The 20,296-nt window shown below is 66.1% G+C and carries 19 protein-coding genes; 8 read left to right on the top strand and 11 right to left on the bottom strand.

The window, feature by feature from the left end; all coding sequences use genetic code 11:
- The first annotated feature begins 3 nt into the window (after positions 1-3).
- The 4 genes from ABT392_RS12400 to ABT392_RS12385 are packed head-to-tail and all read left to right on the top strand — an operon-like array spanning position 4 to position 5,303.
- Entirely contained in the window at positions 4-888 is an 885-nt protein-coding gene (locus ABT392_RS12400) for a DUF58 domain-containing protein (RefSeq protein WP_395385628.1), read from the top strand.
- A complete protein-coding gene (locus ABT392_RS12395) occupies positions 885-1,871 on the top strand; it encodes a hypothetical protein (protein ID WP_464970785.1) in 987 nt (328 codons plus the stop codon). The genes ABT392_RS12400 and ABT392_RS12395 overlap by 4 nt, the downstream gene beginning before the upstream one ends.
- Entirely contained in the window at positions 1,855-3,849 is a 1,995-nt protein-coding gene (locus tag ABT392_RS12390) for a hypothetical protein (protein ID WP_464970784.1), read from the top strand. The genes ABT392_RS12395 and ABT392_RS12390 overlap by 17 nt, the downstream gene beginning before the upstream one ends.
- Positions 3,846-5,303 carry a hypothetical protein gene (locus ABT392_RS12385; protein ID WP_395385630.1) on the top strand — a complete coding sequence of 486 codons (1,458 nt, stop codon included), beginning with the start codon at positions 3,846-3,848 and terminating at the stop codon, positions 5,301-5,303. The genes ABT392_RS12390 and ABT392_RS12385 overlap by 4 nt, the downstream gene beginning before the upstream one ends.
- Here the strand turns inward: ABT392_RS12385 and ABT392_RS12380 are convergent.
- From ABT392_RS12380 to ABT392_RS12345, 8 genes are all read right to left on the bottom strand, one after another.
- Complete coding sequence (locus ABT392_RS12380) at positions 5,253-6,512, bottom strand: MFS transporter (protein ID WP_395385631.1); 1,260 nt, start codon at positions 6,510-6,512, stop codon at positions 5,253-5,255. The two genes, ABT392_RS12385 and ABT392_RS12380, sit on opposite strands and share 51 nt — an antisense overlap.
- Entirely contained in the window at positions 6,509-8,389 is a 1,881-nt protein-coding gene (arsN2, locus tag ABT392_RS12375) for an arsenic resistance N-acetyltransferase ArsN2 (protein WP_395385632.1), read from the bottom strand. Before arsN2 ends, ABT392_RS12380 begins: the two co-directional genes overlap by 4 nt.
- Positions 8,380-8,895: a MarR family winged helix-turn-helix transcriptional regulator gene (locus ABT392_RS12370; RefSeq protein WP_395385633.1), complete on the bottom strand. Its 516-nt coding sequence runs from the start codon at positions 8,893-8,895 to the stop codon at positions 8,380-8,382. Before ABT392_RS12370 ends, arsN2 begins: the two co-directional genes overlap by 10 nt.
- 108 nt (positions 8,896-9,003) lie before the next feature.
- Complete coding sequence (gene arsH / locus ABT392_RS12365; protein ID WP_395385634.1) at positions 9,004-9,735, bottom strand: arsenical resistance protein ArsH; 732 nt, start codon at positions 9,733-9,735, stop codon at positions 9,004-9,006.
- Entirely contained in the window at positions 9,728-10,429 is a 702-nt protein-coding gene (locus ABT392_RS12360; protein ID WP_395385635.1) for an aquaporin, read from the bottom strand. The genes arsH and ABT392_RS12360 overlap by 8 nt, the downstream gene beginning before the upstream one ends.
- Before the next feature lie 10 nt (positions 10,430-10,439).
- Positions 10,440-10,952 (bottom strand): arsenate reductase ArsC, encoded by a 513-nt coding sequence (locus ABT392_RS12355; RefSeq protein WP_334276144.1) that lies wholly within the window; start codon positions 10,950-10,952, stop codon positions 10,440-10,442.
- A gap of 18 nt (positions 10,953-10,970) precedes the next feature.
- Positions 10,971-11,465 carry an arsenate reductase ArsC gene (locus ABT392_RS12350; RefSeq protein ID WP_395385636.1) on the bottom strand — a complete coding sequence of 165 codons (495 nt, stop codon included), beginning with the start codon at positions 11,463-11,465 and terminating at the stop codon, positions 10,971-10,973.
- 26 nt (positions 11,466-11,491) lie between these two features.
- On the bottom strand, positions 11,492-11,815 hold the full coding sequence (locus ABT392_RS12345) for an ArsR/SmtB family transcription factor (protein WP_334276142.1): 324 nt from the start codon (positions 11,813-11,815) through the stop codon (positions 11,492-11,494).
- A 108-nt stretch (positions 11,816-11,923) separates the two neighbouring features.
- On the opposite strand from ABT392_RS12345, the gene arsD reads away from it, so the two are divergent.
- The 4 genes from arsD (at position 11,924) to ABT392_RS12325 (ending at position 17,103) form a co-directional block, all read left to right on the top strand.
- Positions 11,924-12,283 (top strand): arsenite efflux transporter metallochaperone ArsD, encoded by a 360-nt coding sequence (arsD, locus tag ABT392_RS12340; protein WP_334276141.1) that lies wholly within the window; start codon positions 11,924-11,926, stop codon positions 12,281-12,283.
- A 13-nt stretch (positions 12,284-12,296) separates the two neighbouring features.
- Positions 12,297-14,057 carry an arsenical pump-driving ATPase gene (gene arsA, locus ABT392_RS12335; protein ID WP_395385637.1) on the top strand — a complete coding sequence of 587 codons (1,761 nt, stop codon included), beginning with the start codon at positions 12,297-12,299 and terminating at the stop codon, positions 14,055-14,057.
- A gap of 220 nt (positions 14,058-14,277) precedes the next feature.
- Positions 14,278-14,718: a hypothetical protein gene (locus ABT392_RS12330; RefSeq protein ID WP_395385638.1), complete on the top strand. Its 441-nt coding sequence runs from the start codon at positions 14,278-14,280 to the stop codon at positions 14,716-14,718.
- Positions 14,719-14,928: 210 nt separating this feature from the next.
- Positions 14,929-17,103 carry a carboxy terminal-processing peptidase gene (locus ABT392_RS12325; RefSeq protein WP_395385639.1) on the top strand — a complete coding sequence of 725 codons (2,175 nt, stop codon included), beginning with the start codon at positions 14,929-14,931 and terminating at the stop codon, positions 17,101-17,103.
- A 60-nt stretch (positions 17,104-17,163) separates the two neighbouring features.
- On the opposite strand, the gene udk is transcribed toward ABT392_RS12325, so the two are convergent.
- The 3 genes from udk to ABT392_RS12310 all read right to left on the bottom strand — a co-directional run bounded on the left by udk (position 17,164) and on the right by ABT392_RS12310 (position 20,265).
- Positions 17,164-17,796 carry a uridine kinase gene (gene udk / locus ABT392_RS12320; protein ID WP_334276137.1) on the bottom strand — a complete coding sequence of 211 codons (633 nt, stop codon included), beginning with the start codon at positions 17,794-17,796 and terminating at the stop codon, positions 17,164-17,166.
- Positions 17,797-18,069: 273 nt separating this feature from the next.
- Positions 18,070-19,488, bottom strand: coding sequence for a peptide MFS transporter (locus ABT392_RS12315; protein WP_334276136.1), 1,419 nt, complete (start codon positions 19,486-19,488; stop codon positions 18,070-18,072).
- Between the two features lie 111 nt (positions 19,489-19,599).
- Positions 19,600-20,265, bottom strand: coding sequence for a Crp/Fnr family transcriptional regulator (locus ABT392_RS12310; RefSeq protein WP_334276135.1), 666 nt, complete (start codon positions 20,263-20,265; stop codon positions 19,600-19,602).
- Positions 20,266-20,296 lie beyond the last annotated feature (31 nt).

Raw genomic sequence — 20,296 nt, 5'->3', positions numbered from 1 at the left:
ACCATGCTGGCGACGGCCTCGCTGCTGGCCCAGACGGCCGACCTGGACCTGGTCATCCGCCATGTGCTGGCGGGCCTGGGCCATGGCCTGCATGCGGGTCGCGAGCGGGGCGCGGGCGTTGAGTTCTCCGAGTACCGCGCCTATGTGCCGGGCGATGAATGGCGGCGCGTGGACTGGAAGCTCCTGGCCCGCGTGGATCGCTACTACGTGCGCGAAGCCGAGCGCGACAGCCATGTGGCGATCTGGCTCTTGCTGGATGCCAGCGCCTCGATGGCCGAGCCCAGCCGCAGCATCGAGGGCCTGACCAAGCTCTGGTTCGCGCGCACCGTGCTCGGCTGCATTGCGGCCGTGGCTCAGCGCCAGGGCGATGCCTTCGGCCTGATCATTGCGGGCCAGGACCGCGTGGCCTTCACGCCGGCCTCGCGCGGGCCGCGCCAGCTGCACAAGGTGCTGGCGCAACTGAGTCGGGTGGAGGCGGGCGGTGGTTTGCCAGATGAGCCGATGCTGCGCGCCCACCTGCATTTCGCACGCTCGCCGAGTTTGATCTTCGCAGTCAGCGATTTCCTGGACTGGCCGTCGCCGCTGTCCGAGGCGCTCTTGCGCTTGCGCCATCTCTCGCATGACGTGCGCTTGCTGAGCCTCTCCACGCAGGCCGAGGAAGACGCCAGCTTCGCCAGCGGCGGCGCCTACCGCGACCCTGAGCGGGTGGAAGGATTGCATCGCTTCGATGCCGAGGCCAAGGCGGCCTACCGCAGCGCGCGCAGCGCTCACTTCGATGCGGTGAAGACCCAATGCCGGCAGCACGACATGCCGCTGCTCACGGCATCGATCGAGCAGGCTGTCGGCACGGTGCTGCGTCGCTGGCTGCAATTGGCGGGGCGGGCATGACGAATGCATTCGCTGCCTGGTGGTGGGCCTTGCCCGTGCTGCTGCTCCCAATCTGGTGGCACCGCGAGAAGCACCAGCGCCTGCGCGCCGAGCTGCTCGCCACCGCGCGTTTCCTGCCCAAGGCGCCGCCGCAGCAGCAGCGCGTGTGGGTCTGGGTCGAACGCCTGCTGCTCCTGCTGCGCTGTCTGCTGCTGCTGGGCGTGATCGCCTGGCTGGCCGATGTGGCCTTGGCCTGGCGGGGCGACACCGTCCTGGTGACGCGTGGCGCCGATCCGGCTTGGGTCGAGGCGCAGATCAAGGAGTCCGGCATGCAGGACGTGCGGCGCCTCGAGCTGCCCGAGGGCGATGCGCTCGCCTGGCTGGCCGCGCACGAGCGCGAATGGCAGGCCGGGGCCCGATGGCTGCTGCTGGCGCGTGGCGATGCCGTGCCCATGGCCGCCGAGGCGCCCACGCTGGCCCACAAGCTGGCGCTGCGTGTGCAGCCACTGCCAGTGCCCAGCGAGAAGCGGGAGCGCCGCATTGTCCTCGCGAGCGACCGTGCCGACGAATGGCGCGCCTTGTTCAAGGCCTTCGAGAGCGCAGGCCAGTGGCGTGACCGCTACCTGTTCGACGAGACGCCGAGCGACAAGACCGAGCTGATCGTCTGGGACAAGCCCGAGCCGCCCGATGCGCGCTGGCGGTCTCCGCTGTGGTGGGCAACCGAGCGCAGCAGCTTGAACAAGAAGGCGGGCGCGCGCAGCACCGTGCTTGCGGTGGATTCCGCAGCCCTGCAGGACATTGATGGCGCGCGGGCGCTCTACCAACGTTGGCAGGCGATGGCGCAAGCGCCCGAGCCCCATGCCGCACCGTCGATGACACTGCAGGCCGCCGCAGGCGCCACGCCGGCCCTGCTGCCGATTGACGCGCTGCACGCCTGGCTCGCGCCGCTGCTGGCCTTGCTGTTCGCGCTGGAAAGGGGGCTCGCGCATGCGCGCCGCCGCTGACGCCTACTCGGCCTTGCAGCCACGCCTCTTGCGCGCGCTGATGGCGCGCCGTTGGCCCTGCTGGCTGGCGCTCGTGCTGCCCTGGCTGCTCTTGCGCTCCTGGCCAGGCCTGCTCGTCGCGCTGCTGGTGCTGGGCTTTGATTTCTGGCGTCTGCGCCAACGGGCGGAGCGCCAATGGCCGCGCTGGCTGGATGCCGCCGTGCCGGCGCTGGAAGACAGCAGCGCCTTGCTGCAGCAGGGCACCGACACTGCAGGGCCGCTGGCCCGTCTGCAGCAGCAGCGTCTTCTGGGCCGGCTCGCACAGGCGGTCGACGCCGAGGCGCTGCGCCGCATCGCCAGCGTGCAGGCCCGCTTCGACAGGCGCTGGTTGGCGCTGAGCTTTGCGGCAGCGGCGATGCTGTGGCTGTGGCCGGGGCAGTCGTCCGGTCTTGCACCGCAGGCGTTGCCAGCATCGGCGGCGGCTGCCAATGAGCTGCTGCTGCAGGTCACGCCACCGGCCTACACCGGCTTCGCCGCCTACGAGACCGCGCCCAAGGCCTTGCAGGTGCCCGAGCACAGCGAGATCCGCTGGTGCCTGAAGACCGAGCCGGCCAATGCTGCTGCCATCGAGCTGAGTGACGGCAGCCGCCTACCGTTCGCACCGCGCTGCGCGAGCTGGCAGGCCAACGAGGCGATGTTCTGGCGCTGGCAAGGGCAGCGCTACACGGTGCTGGTCACGCCCGACGGAGCGCCGCGCATCGCCATCGAATCGCCCGATGAACTGATCCAGGTGCTGGCCCGCGACGCGCGCTCGGCCCGCATCGCCGTGACCGTCAGCGATGACTACAAGATCGAGCGGGCCAGCCTGCACCTGACGCTGGCGCGCGGCAGTGGCGAGAACATTCGCTTCAGCGACCGCGAGCTGCCCCTGCCGGTGAGCAGCGACCCGCGCCAGCGCCGCTGGGACAAGACCTGGCTGCTCTCCGAGCTGGGCATGGAGCCGGGCGACGAGCTCTACTTCTTCGTGCGCGCGGCCGACAACGCCGCGCCGCGCCCCCACATCGTCAGCTCGCCCACCTACACGCTGCGCCTGCCCGGCCTGCAAGCGGCCGAGACCGAGAGCTCGGCCCTGCCCATGCTGGTCAAGCCCGAGAACCTGCGCAGCCAGCGCCAGATCATCATAGACACCGAGCAACTGCTCAGCGAGATGAAGGCCAACCCGCGCTTCCCGCCGGGGCAACTGCGCGCGCGCAGCGAGGCGATTGCGGCCGACCAGTCCCGCCTGCGGCTGCGCTACGGCCAGTTCCTTGGTGAGGAGTCCAGCCTTTTTGGGGACGAACATGGCGATGAGCATGGGGGCGAGCATGGGAGCGAAGACAAGCAGGACATCCTCCACCGCTTCGGCCATGCGCACGACCAGGCCGAGAACGCCACGCTGTTCGACGAGGCGACCAAAAAGATGCTGCGTCGCGCGCTCTCGGCCATGTGGGATGCCGAGAAGCAGCTGCGCGCGATAGCGCCGCAGCCGGCCTTGCCGCATGAATACAAGGCGCTGGAGGCGATCAAGCAGCTGCAGCAGGCCGACCGCATCTACCTGCACCGCACCGCCTTCGCGCCACCGCCGATCAAGGAAGAAAAGCGCATGAGTGGCGATGCCGTGGGCACCGCACCCTACCGCCGCGAGCAGGGCGCCATGCCTGAGACCGTGCCCGCGAACCTGCGCGAACTGATGGCCGCGCTGGCCAGCGAGCAAGCGGCGCTGCCCGCGCTCTGGAGCCGCACCGCGCAGGATTGGATACGCGAGCGCATCCGCGCCGACGAAGACCGCCTCGCCGCCCAGCGCGCGCTGCAGGACGTGATGGATGGCTGCGCCAATTGCCGGCCCGCACTGCGCGCCTGGCTGCGCGGCAGCGTTTCCGAAGCTGGCGTTCGCCTGCAGGCCGAGCCGACCACGGCCACGCCCTTCAGCAGGGCCTGGCAGCAACGGAGCGAGCCATGAGCGGGGCGGTGCTCATTGCCGGCGCCGTCGGCCTGATTGGCGCGGTGAGTGCGATGCTCTACCTGCGCGCGCGTCAATGGATCAACGCAGCCCTGGTCCTGCTCGCGGCAGCGGGCCTCGCCTTGCTGATCGCCGAGCCCACCATGCCAGGCGAACGCGCGCAGGCCTCCGCGCCAGCGCCTTCAAGCGAGCCCGGCATCCAGCTCGACTTCCCGCGCCAGCTGGCCCTCGGTCGCACATTCAGCTTGACGCTCAAGCGCAGCCAGCCGCTCGCGAGCTGGCGCCTGCAGCTGCTCGATGAAAACGGCAGCCTGCTTGCGCAGACCAGCGCCAGCGGCGCCGAGGCCTCGGTGAGTTGGCTGCCGCCGGTGGCTGAAGCCATGATCTTGCAAGCCCGCGTGCTCGATGCCGCCGGCAAGCCGCTGGAACAAGGCCCCGTGCCGTTGGACGTGCAGGAAAGCGCGCCGCTGCAGGTCTGGGGCCGCTTCGGTGCACCGTCCTTCGACGCGCAGGCGCTCAACCAACTGCTGCTGGCCAGCGGCGCCAACCTCGATTGGCAGCTCACGCTCGGCAAGACCGTCACCCGTGCCGAAACGCCGCGCAGCGCCATGGCCACGCCCGAGCTGATCCTCATCGATGCGGCCCATTTTGAGAGCCTCGCTGCCAGCGCGCGCCAGGCCTTGCTGGCGCAAGTGAGGCAGGGCGTGCCGCTGGTCGTGCTGGCCGGCAATGCGCGCGATGCCGGCGTGTGGAGTCGCGAGCTGCAACTGCCGCTGGCGCCGCAGGAGCCCGCGACCTTGCAGCCCCTGCCTGGCTTGGAGTTGTCGTTCGCTGCGCTCCGGCCCTCGATCAGCGAACGCGGCGCCTGGCGTGCCAACGCGACCGACAGGCCCTGGCTCTGGCAGCGCCGCTGGCAGCACGGCCGCATCGTCTGGCTGGGCCTCACCGATTGGCACCGCCATGCAATCAGTTCGCCGCAGCTGCTCGGCAGCTGGTGGCAAAGCGTGCTCGATCAGGCGGGCCTGCGTCAGCAGCGCGAGGCGCAGTGGGTGTTCCCGGATGCGATGCCTCGGGCCGGCGAGCGCACGGTGGTCTGCCTGCGTGGTGGCGCTGGCGAACTGGCAGCGGAGGCCCCCGCAGACCGAGTGCGGCTCCAGCTGCAGCGGCGTGCGGATCGCGCTGACGATGCCTGTGCTGCGCTTTGGCCGCGTTCAGCGGGATGGCTGGTGATCGCGCCAGAGGAGGGCAAACTCGCGGCGGCGCGGATGTATGTCTTCGGCAAGGACGCTTGGCCGCAATGGCAGCAGGCGATCAAGCGCGAGGCGGCCGTGGTGCAGGCAGCGGATCTGGCGCGTGCGGTGTCGCAGTCAGCTGCTGCTTCAGTGCCCGCATGGCTGCTCGGGCTACTGTTTGGTCTTGGAGCGTTGGCGCTGTGGTGGCGGGAGCGTCGGTGATGTTTGGTTCAAGGCAGCTTGTTGTTGCTGCAGCGGCTTCTTTTGAAGCTGTCCCAGGGCCATGAGCGTGCCGAATGCGAGCAGCCCCAAAGCCGTGGTGAGCCACAGCGCTTGCCCCTGCCATCGATCCAAGGCGATGCCGAACAACCAAGGCGCAAAGGCCTGAGCAATGCGCGCAGGCAGCATGAGCATGCCTTGGCGATGGCCATAGCCTTGGGCACCAAAGAGCACCAGTGGCAAGGTTCCCTTTGCGATGGTCAGCACGCCATTGCCTGCGCCATGCAGCACACCGAAGGCAATGCCCGCGGGTGCCCCGATGATCAGCAGGCCAAGCGCGCCCAGCGGATGTGTCAGCGTTGCCAGTCGAGCCGACAGCAGTGGGTGCACTCGGCGCAGGAAGCCGAACTCGAACAGGCGTGCGGCGACCTGCGATGGACCGATCAGTGCAGCGATGCCGACGGCGCCTGCCACGCCAATGCCAAACCCTTGCAACAGGCGCGGGAAATGCGCGGCCATGGCCGTGCTGGTGAACCAGGTGGTGGCAAACACGAACGACAAGGCCAGCACCGGCGCGAGTCCCGGTTCAGCGATCGCTGGCTCATCTTTCACATCGGCCGTCGCCGCAATCAATTCCTGCCCTGTCTCGGCGCGCGGCAGGCTCAGATTCAAGGGCAGACCGACCATCACATGCAACGCGGCCCAAGTCCAGCAGGCTTCACGCCATCCCCACTGCGCACTGACCCAGGCGCTCAGCGGCCACCCCACGGTGCTGGCGAATCCGGCAATCAGGGTGATGCCGGTAATCATGTGGCGAGACTCCAGCCGGTGCAGCCTGACGATGGTGGCGAAGGCGGCTTCGTACAAGCCGCTGCCCATTGCGATGCCCATCACGACCCAGGCCAGCAGAACACCGGTGAAGCTCGTGCTGCCGGCCATCAAGGCCAGGCCTGCAGCGAAGAGCAGACTGGTGCCTGCCAGCACCGGCCGGCCCCCGTGCTGGTCGATGAGGCGCCCGGCCCGAGGGCCGATCAAGGCTGAGACGATCAGCGCAACAGAGAAGGTCGCAAAGATGTCCGGCGCACTCAGCCCCAGCGAGCGGGCCATGGGCTGTGCCAGCATCGCCGGGAGGTAGTAGGACGAGGCCCACGCCAGTGTCTGGGCAGAGCCCAGCGCAATGACGGTCGCCGTCCGCCCTGTTCGCCTGCTCATCCGCAGCATGTCGAGGCGGCTGCAGCAGTCGCCGGCGCGGGCTTTGGGCCGCAGCACGACGATGCAGCCGGCTGGCTTGCAACAACGGGCGCCACAGGCTTGGCGGCCAATGATTCGGCCGCGGGCGCGCCGCAGCAGGCCTCGCTGCCCGCGTCGGAATCCGTCGGGCCGATGGAGCAGACCCCTGTCTCTGGCAGGTCCAGCTCAACCCTGTCGGCTGCCTCAAGGTCGCCCGCCAAAGCCGCCACAACGGATCGCGCCTGCTCGAAGCCGGTGGCCATCAGGAAGGTCGGTGCTCGGCCATAGCTCTTCACGCCGATCGTGTAAAAGCCCGGCTCGGGATGTGCCAGCTCGCGATGACCGTGGGGCCGCACCGTCCCGCAGCTGTGCAGGTTCGGGTCGATCAAGGGGCCTAGTGGCTCGGTGGATTCCAGCCAGGGGTCCAGCTTCAGGCGCAACTCGTTGCTCAGGCTCAGGTCCGGGCGCTGGCCGGTCGCACAGATGATTTCGTCGATGCCCGCTACTTCGACTGGCTGGCGCCGTGCATCGATGCCATGTACCGAGAGTTGCCCCGAAGGCTCCTGCCGAATCTCGGTGATGCGCACGCCGCTGAAGAACTCCATCTCGCCGCTGTCACGCAAACGCCGCAGCGAACTGCCCAGTTCGCCTCGGGCCGGCAACGCATCGGCACTGCCGCCACCGAAAGCCCGCTGCAGATCGGGCGAGCGAACCGCCCAGGCCAAGCGGGTGCCGGGCGATTGCTTGGCAAGGTCTGCCAGGTACAGCAGTGCGTTGGCCGCCGAATGGCCGGCACCCACCACCAGGGTCCGCTTGCCGGCATAGCGTGCGCGCTGCGAGCCGGCGATGTCTGGAATGCCGTAGAAGACTTGCGCGGCCACCGCGGCCTCGCCAATCGCAGGGAGCCCGTTGGCGCCGATGGGATTGGGGGTGCCCCAGGTGCCCGTTGCGTCGATCACGGCGCGAGCACGCAATTCCTGCTCGCGCCCGTCCTGGACAAAGCGAACCACGAAGGCGGCCTGGTCGCGGCCGGTGGTCTTCACCTTGTCGTAGCCCTCGCGGCTGATGGCAAGCACGCGCGCTCCGAGCTTCAACGCCCGGGCGACCTCCGGCAGCGCGGCGAACGGTTGCATGACTCGATTGACGATGTCCGCGGCATGGGGCAGTTCGGCCTCTGGCGGCGCCGTCCAGCTGGTGGGTTTCAGCAGCCGCGCCACGGCAGCATCAACGTTGTATCTCCAGGGCGAGAACAAGCGGACATGACCGTAGTCCAGGAGGTTGGCACCGACGCGGCTCCCGGCCTCTAGCGCGACGAAGGGCAGACCTCTTTCGATCAGCTGGGCCACGGCAGCGAGGCCTACTGGACCTGCACCAAGCACCGCGATGGGCAGGTCAGCCTCCACCTCGGGTGCCTCGCGCAGGGTCAGGCTCATGAAGGCGGCACAGGCTGGGCAGGCGCCCTGGAACTCCGCCGAGGCCTTCAAGGCAGCGGGAGCGCCTTCCAGCTTGCCGCGCTTGAAACCGTACAAGGCGAAGTATTCCGGTGCGGTGACGGTCAGCAGATGGAGCGAAGCGATATCGCGCGCCCGCGCCTGTTGCAGCATGGTTTGCAAGAGCAGGCGGCCGATGCCTTGCTTGTGCAGGCCGGGCGCCACGGCCACCGAGCGCAGCAGCGCCAAGGAGCCATAGACCTCGGCGCCGGCGCAGCCGACGACCTCACCGTTCGAGACGGCAAGCACGTAGGTGGAGAGGTGGGCTTGCGCACCCTCCGTTGGAAGCTTGTTGGTCAGTAACAGGGCCTCCACGGCGGGCCAGTCGGCGGCGCCCGCCTGGCGCAGGGAAACTTGGTTCAGCAACATGACGGTTTGTCCTTGACGTCTTTGGCTTCAGGCGGCGGGAGGCAGCAATTGGCGGCCTGGTCTTCGCGCAAGGCCTGGAGCAGCAGCAGCAGTGATTTCTCGACGGCAGCGCGGTTGCGCTCGCCCAGGCGTCGCAGCAGTTGTTCGGCATGGGTGTCGAGGGTGTCGTTCAGTTCGTTGACGGTGCGCACGCCGTCGGCGGTGAGCGTGACGAGCCAGCTCCTTGCGTCTAGCGGGTTCGGCTCCTTGGTCACCAAGCCACGGGCTGCCATGGCCTCCACCGCGCGTGACACCCAGCTCTTCTCCAGGCTCACCCGTGTGCCCAGCTCGGACAAGGGCAGGGGCCCGGACCGCCCCAGCTCGGTCAGCAGATGGCACTGCGTGCTGGTCGTGCGGCAGCAATCGGCCACCACGCGCTGTGCTCGGGTGTAGAGGCGCGCAACCTCGCGCAGCAGGCTGCCCGGGCTGGATTCGGAGAGGGCGTGCGATGGGGACGTCTCGGGCATTTGGATGTGAATAGCAACTTTCCGCTCGCATGTTGAAGCCCACTATTCTGGTTGTCAATAGCAACTATTCGGGTTGAAAGAAGCGGGGCTGCGCCCCGCCATGCGTTGTCAGATGGCTCGCTGGTTCACTCGTTTGGAGAGTTCCTCGGCGCTTTCCTTGCGCTCGCTGTAGCGATCCACCAGGTACGGCCCGAAATCACGGGTCAGCAAGGTGAACTTGAACAACTCCTCCATGACGTCCACGACGCGGTCGTAGAACGACGAGGGCTTCATGCGCCCCTCGTCCGTGAACTCGGCAAAGGCCTTGGCCACTGAAGACTGATTGGGGATGGTCAGCATGCGCATCCAGCGACCCAGCACGCGCATCTGGTTCACGGCATTGAAGGACTGCGAGCCACCCGACACCTGCATCACCGCCAGCGTTTTGCCCTGCGTGGGCCGCACGGCGCCGGACGAAAGCGGAATCCAGTCGATCTGGGCCTTCATGATGCCGGTCATGGCGCCATGCCGCTCCGGCGAGGTCCAGACCATGCCCTCGGACCAGGCAGCCAGCTCGCGCAGCTCCTGCACCTTGGGGTGGGAGTCGGGCGCGTCATCGGGGAGCGGCAAGCCGCTCGGATTGAAGATGCGCACCTCGGCGCCCATGGCCTCCAGCAGGCGTGCCGCCTCGAAGCTCAGCAGCCGGCTGTAGGAGCGCTCGCGCAGCGAACCGTAGAGCATGAGGATGCGCGGTCGGTGCTGGGAGGGCGAGCGCACAGTCAGGCGCTCTTGAGTTGGGACGTCGAACAACTCCGGCTTCAGGGCCGGAAACGTGGCGTCAGGAAACAGGGGATCAGACATGGCGAGCGGACGTTGATTCGCTGGGAGAGGCCGCGCCAGCAGACTGTGGCGAAGAGAGCAGCCGATGCACGCCCACGGCAACGGCTGCACCGATCAACTCCGCAACAACGAAGCCCAGTGCGCTGGAAGGTGCAATGCCTGCAAAGCTGTCGCTGAACATCCGACCGAACACGGCGGCTGGATTGGCAAACGAGGTCGATGCCGTGAACCAATAAGCCGCACCGATATAGGCGGCCACCATGGCCGCCACGCGCGAACCGGGCGCACGCAGGATCACCAGCAGCAGCCCGAATGTCGCGACACCTTCGGCGATCCATTGCCCCGTGCCACCCCGCAGCTTGGTGGAGAACTGGAGGATGCTCATGTCGAACATCGCATGCGACAACCAGGCACCGAGCATGGCGCCCAGCAACTGCGCGCCGACATAGGGCGCAAGGGTGGCAAGGGGCAACTCGCCCCGCCAGGCCATGACGGCACTGACCGCCGGGTTGAAGTGGGCTCCGCTGAGCGGCCCGAAGACCTCGATCAGGATGTAGAGGCCGCCCGCCGTGGCCAGCGTGTTGGCCAGCAGCGCCACGGCGACATTGCCACCGGACAGGCGCTCCGCCATCACGCCGGAGCCGATGACCACCGCCATCAGCAAGGCCGTGCCCAAGGCCTCAGCAAGGAGCTTTTGAGGAGTGCTCGAGTTCATTGCAGTGACTTCAGCTCTTGGCGATGGCGTTGAGTGCGGCAAGCAGCTCCTGCTTGCCCAGCGTCTCCAGCGGCAGTTGCAGCAGCTGGAGCATGCGATAGCCAATGGCCTGGCGCGTCAGCTCAAAGGCCCGGCGCTTGCCTTCGTCGCCGCCCTCGGCGTTCGACGGATCCGGATAGCCCCAGTGCACCTTGACCGGCTGGCCCCCATCGATGCCGGCGCCAAAGAAGACCGGGCATTGCTCGGCCGCGGCGCTGTCGCAGACGGTGATGACGATGGACAGCGGCGGTGCATCGGGGGAGGTGAACTCGTCCCAGCTCTTGCTGCGATAGCCGCTGACATCGACACCGGCATTGGTGAGCGCCTCCAGCGCAAACGGGTTCAGTCGGCCGCTGGGCGCACTGCCGGCGCTGAAGGCGCGGACATCCTTGCCGGCTTTCGCAGCCAGATGGTTCAGCATGCCCTCGGAGAGCACGCTTCGCGCGGAGTTGTGGGTGCAGAGGATGAGAACGTTGATCGTCATGGCTGCAATTGCGAGAGGTCAGGCTTGGCCGATGTCGCGAACTGCTTTCTGCAACGACATCTTGTCCAGGGTGGTCAGGGGAAGCGCCAACATCAACTCGATGCGGCGCTTGAGGGCCAGCGCGGTGTCCTGGAAGGCTTGCAACTGCTGCGCTTCATCACCTTTGACGGCCGCAGGGTCAGGCAGGCCCCAATGCGCCGTCAATGGCTGGCCCGGCCAAACCGGGCAGACCTCGCCAGCGGCCTTGTCGCAAACCGTGAACACGAAATCCAGTTGCGGCGCATCAGGGCGAGCGAACTCGTCCCAGTTCTTGCTTCGATAGCCATCTGTTGGCAGCTGCAGCCAGGCCAGCGTCTTCAGCGACAGCAGATTGACGGAACCGGCCGGGTGGCTGCCTGCGGAGAAGGCTTTGAACTTGCCTTGCCCCATGTGGTTCATCAGCCCTTCGGCCAGGATCGAGCGGGCCGAGTTGCCAGTGCAGACAAAGAGAACGTTGTAGATCACGGAGCTCACGGGATCCCTTCGGAAGTAGGTAGGAGTCAGCAGGCGCAGGTCGTTGATGACGCTGGCATGCAGGCTTCGCCCTGGCAGCAGTTCTCGGTGAGGTAGGCCAGCAGTTCGTTCATGTGATCGAACGCTGCGCGGTAGACCACATTTCTGCTGATGCGCTCCTGGCTTACCAGGCCGGCATTGCTCAATTCCTTCAGGTGAAAGGACAGCGTCGCGGCCGGGAGCTCAAGCGCCTCGGCGAGTGCGCCGGGCGTCAACCCATGCTGGCCAGCGACCACCAGCAAACGAAACACTTTGAGCCTGTGGGCCTGGGCCAGGGCCGCGAGGGAACGGATCACGTGTTGCTCTTCCATAAGTCGATAATTCTATAGAGTTGGAAATATTGATGCAACACAAGACACGGGCTTGCACTTTGCCGCAAGCTTGTGTCCGTTCAATGACGCAAGCTCCAGGAGACCAACATGCCCTCCATCCAGATCTTCGATCCAGCCCTTTGTTGCAGCAGCGGCGTTTGCGGCCAGGATGTCGATGCTCAGCTCGTCCAGATGTCTGCCGATGTCGACTGGGCCAAGGGTCAAGGCGCCCATGTTGAGCGTTTCAACCTGGCCCAACAGCCCTTGGCGTTCGCGCAGAACGAAGCCGTACGCGGGTTCCTCGAACGCGCGGGGCAGGATGCGCTGCCCATTTCGGTTCTGGAGGGCCAGGTCGTGTTGGCCGGACGCTATCCGAGCCGCCAGCAACTCGCGCAATGGTTAGGCTTGGATACACGTGAACCAGCCACCAGCGCGGGCAATTGCTGCAGCGGTGGCAAGTGCTGCTGAACCGGACCGCCCCATGAAATTTCTTGACCAGTTGCCCCGTTTCGCTTTCTTCACCGGCAAGGGCGGCGTCGGCAAGACCTCGCTGGCCTGCGCCACTGCGGTCAAGCTGGCTGATGCAGGCAAGCAGGTCCTGCTGGTCAGCACCGATCCGGCCTCCAATGTCGGTCAGGTCTTCAGCATCCGCATAGGCAACAAGATCACGGCCGTGCCCGAGGTGAAGAATCTCTGGGCCATGGAAATCGATCCGCAGGCGGCTGCCCAGGGCTATCGAGATCGAATCGTCGGACCGGTGCGCGGCGTCCTGCCTGTCGATGTCGTGAAGGGCATCGAAGAGCAGCTCTCCGGTGCCTGCACCACCGAGATTGCGGCTTTCGACGAGTTCACCGGCCTGCTCACCGACGAGTCTCTGGTCGAGCGATTCGAGCATGTCATCTTCGACACAGCGCCCACGGGGCACACGATCCGCCTGCTGCAGCTCCCGGGGGCCTGGAACAGCTTCCTGGAGTCAGGCAAGGGCGACGCATCGTGCCTTGGACCTTTGGCAGGGCTGGAGAAACAGCGAGCTCAGTACAAAGCCGCTGTCGACGCACTTGCCGACTCGCAGCGCACCCGACTGATTCTGGTGGCTCGCGCGCAGGCTTCCACCTTGCGAGAGGTGGCGCGCACACACGACGAGTTGGCCCGGATAGGGTTGCGCCGCCAGTACCTGGTGATCAATGGGGTCATGCCCACCGCCGAAGCAGCGCATGACGCCCTGGCTGCTGCCGTGGTTCGGCGCGAGCAGCATGCACTTGCTGAAATGCCAACGCTACTTCGCGACCTGCCGACGGATCAGGTCGCGCTGAAGGCCTTCGACCTGGTCGGCCTTGAAGCCCTGCGCCAATTCTTCGACGATCAGGCTCCGCTGACGAAGACGGGGGATACAACGCAATCTGCGACGCTCGGTGCGCCGACACTGTCTCAGCTCGTGGACGACGTGGCAGCACCTGGGCATGGACTCATCATGGTGATGGGCAAAGGCGGGGTCGGCAAGACGACCCTGGCCGCGGCGCTTGCTGTCGAGCTGGCACGACGCGGGCTGCCGGTTCATCTCACAACGTCCGACCCTGCTGCGCACCTGGCGGAGACTCTGGTCGGTCAGTTGGAGCACTTGACGGTCAGCCGCATCGACCCGCAGGCCGAGACGCTGCGCTATCGAGAGCAGGTGCTGGCGACCAAGGGCAAGAATCTGGATGCACAGGGCCGCGCCCTGCTCGAAGAAGACCTGCGATCCCCGTGCACGGAGGAGATCGCAGTGTTCCAGGCCTTCTCCCGCATCATCCGAGAGGCAGGCCGCAAGTTCGTCGTCATGGACACTGCGCCGACTGGCCACACCCTGCTGTTGCTCGATGCCACCGGGGCCTATCACCGGGAGATTGCCAGGCAGATGTCGATTTCAGGCGTCCATTTCACGACGCCGATGATGCAGCTCCAGGATGAGACTCGGACCAAGGTCCTGATCGCGACGCTGGCGGAGAACACCCCTGTTCAGGAGGCCGCCGTGCTTCAGGATGACCTGCGCAGAGCCGGAATTGAACCGTGGGCCTGGGTCATCAACGGCAGTGTCTCGGTGACGTCAGTGACATCAGCCCTGTTGAAAGCACGCGCCGCCAAGGAGTTGCCCTTCATTGACGCCGTCGCAACGCTTCATGCCAAGCGATATGCCGTCGTGCCGCTACTCCCTGAAGAGCCGATTGGCGTTGACCGGTTGAGCGCGCTGGCGAAACCAAGTTGAACAGTTTGCAAACCAGGCATCAGCGCCCAGTCAGCGAACCCGCGCTTGAGAGACGGCGCCAGGAACGGCATTGAACGCTGTCTGCAGCCATTGCCAGCGATCATCTCGACCCAGGCCCTTGACGACGATTCGCCGCGCCTCCAGGCAAAATCCAAACGAATGGGGCGGGCCTGGCGTCAGGCCCGCCAGGAATCCCTTCTTGGGACATGGAGCAGCATCAATGGCACTGACGAAGAAGGGTGAGTTCTGGTACGGGACGACGTCCGGCGACACCCAAGCCGAACTGCGCAGCTACAGCATCGCGAATGGCCATGAGGCCGTCCGGTTTGCCACGTCCAAATGCGCTTGCGGTTGCCGGACCTTTGCGCTGCAGACCGACGAAGAGGCCGGTGTGGCCATCCGCACCTGCAGCGACTGCGGGCAGGAACACCTGATGGGCGACAGTGCGGGCCACCTTGAAGGCGCCGCGCCCGAGACGCACGAATGCGTGTGCGAGAACGAGGTGTTCGAGCTGGTGTCCGGCGTCGCGGTGCATGCGGGCACCCATGAAGTGCGCTGGTACTACATCGCTTGCCACTGCGTGGAATGCAATCTGGTCGGCGTATTCGCAGACTGGCCGTGTGAAGCGGGTGATGCGGCGGCTTTCCTCGCCGAGGTCTGAGCGGCAGCGCCAACAAGCGGGTGCGTCCGGATTGTGGAGCTGCCCGTCACGAACGTCAGCCCCCGTGACTCGTGGCAGTATCCGGGCCGTAGGTATCCTTCGATGAGCAACCGGCGTTCAGGTCCTGGGCATGCAAGCGATCAGGCAAGCGACCAGGCCATCGACCAGGATTGGCATCGACCCTGAGTTCTTCGGTTCAACCGTGGTGGAGTGAGATTGAAACAAAAGCTGATTGGGTTCTGGCTGACGCTGGCTTTCACAACCACCGTTGTTGTGGCGGCGGACTCTGGGCTTGCTTACCCGCCTCCGCTGAAGCCGGCAGGGCAGGAGGTCAAGGCGGCTCGGCTGGCTGCAGAGCTGCTCTCTCGCTTTCATTACAAGGCCGTTCCGCTGGACGATGCCCTGTCGAGCAAGATGTTCGACCAGTACCTGAAAGCGCTGGACCCCGAGAAGCTCTACTTCCTGCAGTCGGACATTGACCGCCTGGCCGTCGATAAAGCCCGGCTTGACGACGCGATCCTTGGCGAGGACTTGCGCGTGCCCTTCGAGATTTTCAATCTGTACGAGCGCCGGGCCGTCGAGCGCATGGCCTATGCCCGCAGCCTGATGCTCAAGGGGTTCGATTTCAGCGGCGATGAAACGCTGATGATGGATCGCAAGGACCAGCCCTGGCCCGCTACCGAGGCGGATTCGCTGGACCTGTGGCGCAAGCGCGTGAAGAACGACTGGTTGCGGCTCAAGCTCGCGGGCCAGGACGACGCCGCCATCGCCAAGGTGCTCGACAAGCGCTACGCCAGCGCCGAGAAGCGCATCGGCAAGATCAAGGCCAGCGACGCCTTCCAGGCGTTCATGAACGCCTACACGACGGCGATCGAGCCCCACACCAACTATCTGGGGCCGCGTGCCGCAGAGAATTTCGACATTTCGATGCGCCTGTCGTTGGCGGGCATTGGCGCCGTCCTGACCGATATCGACGGCTACGCCACCATCCGGGAATTGGTGGCCGGCGGGCCCGCCCTCCTGTCAGGCAAGCTGCAGGTGGGCGACCGCATCGTGGGCGTTGCCCAAGGCGAGACGAGCCCCCTCGAAGACGTGGTCGGCTGGCGCCTGGACGACACGGTGGCGCTGGTGCGTGGCGCGGTGGGGTCAACCGTGCGCCTGGACGTCCTGCCCGCCGACCAGGGGCCCGATGCGCCGTTGAAGACCGTCGTCCTGGTCCGCAAGACCATCACGATGCAGGACAGCGCGGCCAAGGCCAAGGTCTATTCGGTGGCGACCGGCGAAGGCAAGCGCCTGATCGGCGTGATCACCCTGCCATCGTTCTACGAGGATGTGGAAGGGCTACGCAGGGGTGACAAGGACTACCGCAGCGCCGGGCGTGACGTGGCACGGTTGCTGGCAGACATGAAGGCCCAGAAGGTCGAGGCTGTGCTGATCGACCTGCGCAACAACGGCGGCGGCTCGCTGCGGGAGGCCATTGGCCTGACAGGGCTGTTCGTCGGCAAGGTGCCGGTGGTCCAGACGCGCAATGCCCGAGGCGAGATCAGCGTCGAGAGAAACATCAATACTGACGTGGCCTGGGACGGTCCGATGGGCGTGCTGATCAACAGGTCCTCGGCCTCAGCGTCGGAAATCTTCGCCGCGGCGATTCAGGACTACGGCCGGGGCCTGGTCATCGGCGAGCCCAGCTTCGGCAAGGGGACGGTCCAGACCGTGGCTGACCTCGACCAGATCGCCAAGAACACAAGCCCCGTGTATGGCGAATTGAAGCTGACCATCGCGCAGTTTTTCCGGGTGAACGGGGGAACCACGCAATTGCGCGGCGTGACACCGGACATCAGCCTCTTGGCCAGTGGCGACGCCGCCTCGTTCGGCGAGTCGAGCTTTGGCAATGCCTTGCCTTGGACGCGCATCAAGGCGGTCGACTACGTGCCTGTGGGCCAGATCGCCGCTCAAGTTCCGCGCCTGCTGGCGTGGCACGAGAGCCGTGTGCAACGCGACCGTGAATACCAGGGCCTCGTTGAGGATCTTGCCAAGGCCCAGCAACGTCGCAAGAACAATGTGATTTCGCTCAATGAAGCGAAGCGGAGAAAGGAGCGCGCCGATTCAGAGGCTCGCCTGAGCGCCATCCTGGGCGCTGGAGGCAGCAGTGCGGCCGGCGTGCTGGCGGACGATGGCCTGCAATTCAACGAGCGCAAGCTCAGCAAGGATCTGGCCATCGAGAAGACGCAGAAGTCTGTCGTCGACATCCTCCTGAATGAGGCGGTCAGCATCCTGTCGGACAGCGCTGCCTTGAAGGAGGGCAAGACTCAGATGGAATCGAGTGCCTTGTCGACCCGTCCCGTCGTGGTCACAAGCCTGCCTGGCGAGCCAATGAAGCAGTAGGCGGTCGGCGGTTCTCAAGGCCGCCGATCTGGCCCGGCGGCTCCGCGGGGCTCAGCGCCGCTATTTTGGTTGCAGCAGGCTCATCACCTTGGTCGTGATGAGTTCCACCGCCGGCCCATTGGCGCCGTGCGGGAGGATCACGTCGGCGTAGCGCTTGGTCGGCTCGATGAACTGCTTGTGCATCGGGCGCACGGTCTCCAGGTACTGGTTCACCACCGACTCGGTGCTGCGGCCGCGCTCGGAAATATCGCGCTGCAGCCGGCGGATGAAGCGCACGTCCGAGGCCGTGTCCACATAGATCTTCAGCGACATCATGTTGCGCAGCTTGGTGTCGTACAGGGCGAACAGACCCTCGACCAGGATCACCGGCGCGGGCGTCACGGTGATGGTGTCGCTGGAGCGGTTGTCGGCCGCGAAGTCATACACCGGCATCTCGATGGCTTCGCCCTTGCGCAGCGCGGCCAGGTGCTGAGTCATCAGCGGCCAGTCAAAGGCATCGGGATGGTCGTAGTTCTGCTTGCGCCGGTCCTGCGGCGGCATGTGGGACTGGTCCCGGTAGTAGTCGTCCTGCATCACCACCGCCACGTTCTCCGGCCCGATGGCTGCCAGCACCTGGCGCGTGACCGTGGATTTGCCGCTGCCGCTGCCCCCTGCGACACCGATGACGAAAGGCTTGTGAGGGATTTTTGGCATGAGAACGTACGGCGATCTAGGGTGGCGCTTGCGAACTTGCAAGCTGGGGGCAGATTTTGCCCTGGCCTCGGGGCCCGTCTCAGGCGGGCACTCGACTATTTGATCAAGTCTCCAGGTTGAGCCCGCCGTGGCGCTGCAATCGTCAAATCGTCAAACTCGTCCCCCATGCTCATCCCCGGTCGCTACCACTGCGGCAACATCCATTTCGAACTGCTGTGGACCACCGAGCCCACGCAGATTTGCGGACGTGGAGGTCGGCTGTGCGAGCTCGCTTTAGGCCTGGGCGCCGGCCGCTTGATCGTCCGGCTCCAGCAGCTTGCCGAAGAACAGCTTGACCGCCAGCAGCAGCACGCCGGCGCTGGCGACCAGCACGGCATGCAGGCCCCAGAACTGCATGCCGCTCATCTCTTCAAGGAAGCCTGCCAGCCAGCCGACGAACGTGTTGCCGAGGAAAAGATGCAGGTAGTAGATGCCCAGGAACAGGCCTTCCATGCGCAGCGGCGCGGTGCGTGAGTACAGCGCCATGCCGACCGGCAGGATGTTGGCGAAGCCCAGGTTGTTGAGCAGCGTGTAGCCGATCGTCCAGGCGAAGCTGACCTTGCCCTGGCCACCATCGACGGTGACGGAGGCGATCATCAGTAGCGCTGGCGCGCAGGCAGCGAGCAGCGCGCCCAGGGCCATCTTGGTCACTTCATCGGGCTCGCGGCGGCGCGTGGCCCACCAGCGCCAGAAGGCGATGGAGAAGATCATGGTCGTGGTGCTCATCACCGCGTCCACCGACTGCAGCCAGGTCACCGGCACCTGCCAGCCGAACAGCAGCAGGTCCATGTTCTTCTGCGACCACAGCGGGAAGGCGTTGTTGTACTGCTGGTTGCCGACGATGGACAGCATCAGCACCGGGATCAGGCCGATCAGCAGCGCAAAGCGCGCCTTGTCGCGTCGAGTCATGGGCTGCCTGGGCGCTTTCGCGTCGGCATTCTTCACGCGCGGCGTTTCTGGCGGCAGCCATTTGCGGCCGGCCAGGTAGACAAACAGGCCGAACACCATGCCCACGCCGGCAGCGCCAAAGCCCCAATGCCAGGCCACCTTCTCGCCGAGCGTGCCGCAGACGATGGGCGCCACGATCACGGCAATCTGTATCGCCAGCATGAAGATCTGGAAGGCACTGGCGCGACGCTTGTCGCCCGGGGCATAGAGCGAGCCGACCTGAGCGGCGATATTGCCCTTGAAGCAGCCAACGCCCAGCAGCAGGCAGGCCAGCGCGACCAGGAACAGCAGCTCGAAGGCCATCAGGAAATGGCCCAGCGCCATCAGCACGGCGCCGATGACGACCGTCTTCGTGCGGCCCAGCACCCGGTCGGCCAGCAGTCCGCCGAACAGCGGGGTCAGGTAGACGAAGCCGGCGTAGAGGCCGAACACCACCGAGGCCAGTTGCTGCGGCGAGCGCGGGCCGGTCACGCCTTCAATGAGGGCGCGCAGCTGATGGATGCCGGCGACGTTGCCGATGTTCTCCGGCAGGAACAGGTAGTTGCTGAGGTACAGCACCAGCAGCGCCTGCATGCCGTAGTAGGAGAAGCGCTCCCAGAGCTCGCAGAACGAGAGCCAGCCGAGGCCGGCCGGATGGCCGAAGAACGCGCGGTCGTCGCGTATGTAGGGTGCGGCCGGTGTGGCGGCGGTGGATGCAGAAGACAAGGCGGGTCCCGGCTCTGATTTGAACTGGGCGCGACTGTCCTCGAATTGGGCTGCGCTGGCAACCCGCCTTGACAAGGGGGTGCCTGGCGCCAGCAAGCTCTCAGCAGCGTCTCAATAGGCGCGCAGCCTGGGCAGGTCGTGCACCTCGATTCCGCGGCGAGACAGGCTCACCAGCCCCTGCTGCTCGAGCAGCTGCAAGGCGCGATTGGCGCGCTGGCGCGAAACGCCGGCCATCTGGCCCAGCTCGGCCTGGCGGATGTCGATGAAGCTGCCGGGCTCCGGGTAGAGCTCGGGATTGAACAGGCCGGCCAGGCAGTGGGCGACGCGGGCAGTGGAGTCGAGCAGACGGTCATCGCACATCCGGGCAATGAACTGACCCATCCGCGCACTCATCAGCACTTGCAGGTGGTGATTGAAGGGCAGGCTGGTGGCGCGCAGCCATTCGAAAGTTTCACGCGGCAGCTGCGCCACGCGGCAATCGCGCAGCGCCACCGCGTCGTACTGCCAGTGCCCGCGCTTGATCAAGGTGCCCTCGCCAAACCAGCCCCCGCTGGCGATGCTGGTCAGGCTGGTCTCGCGGCCCTCGGCCGAGCCCACGCTCATCTTGCCGAAGCCGCTGATCAGGCCGAGCCAGTGCTGGGCCAACTGCCCGCTGCTGACGATGGCTTCGCCCGCCGGCACCTTGCGCTCACGCGCATCCTGCAGCACGCGGGCGAGCTCCGCAGCGGCGAGGTTGCGGCCCCAGATTGATTTCGTGAGCATCTCTTGCAGGTCCATGGCGGGGCATTCTAGGGAGGCATCGTCGGGC

It is taken from the genome of Paucibacter sp. JuS9 (genome assembly GCF_044043925.2).
In the GTDB taxonomy this organism is placed as follows: Bacteria; Pseudomonadota; Gammaproteobacteria; order Burkholderiales; family Burkholderiaceae_C; genus JAUASW01.
The sequence above is the reverse complement of the archived record's forward strand: the minus strand, read 5'-3'. Positions and strand labels throughout refer to the sequence as shown.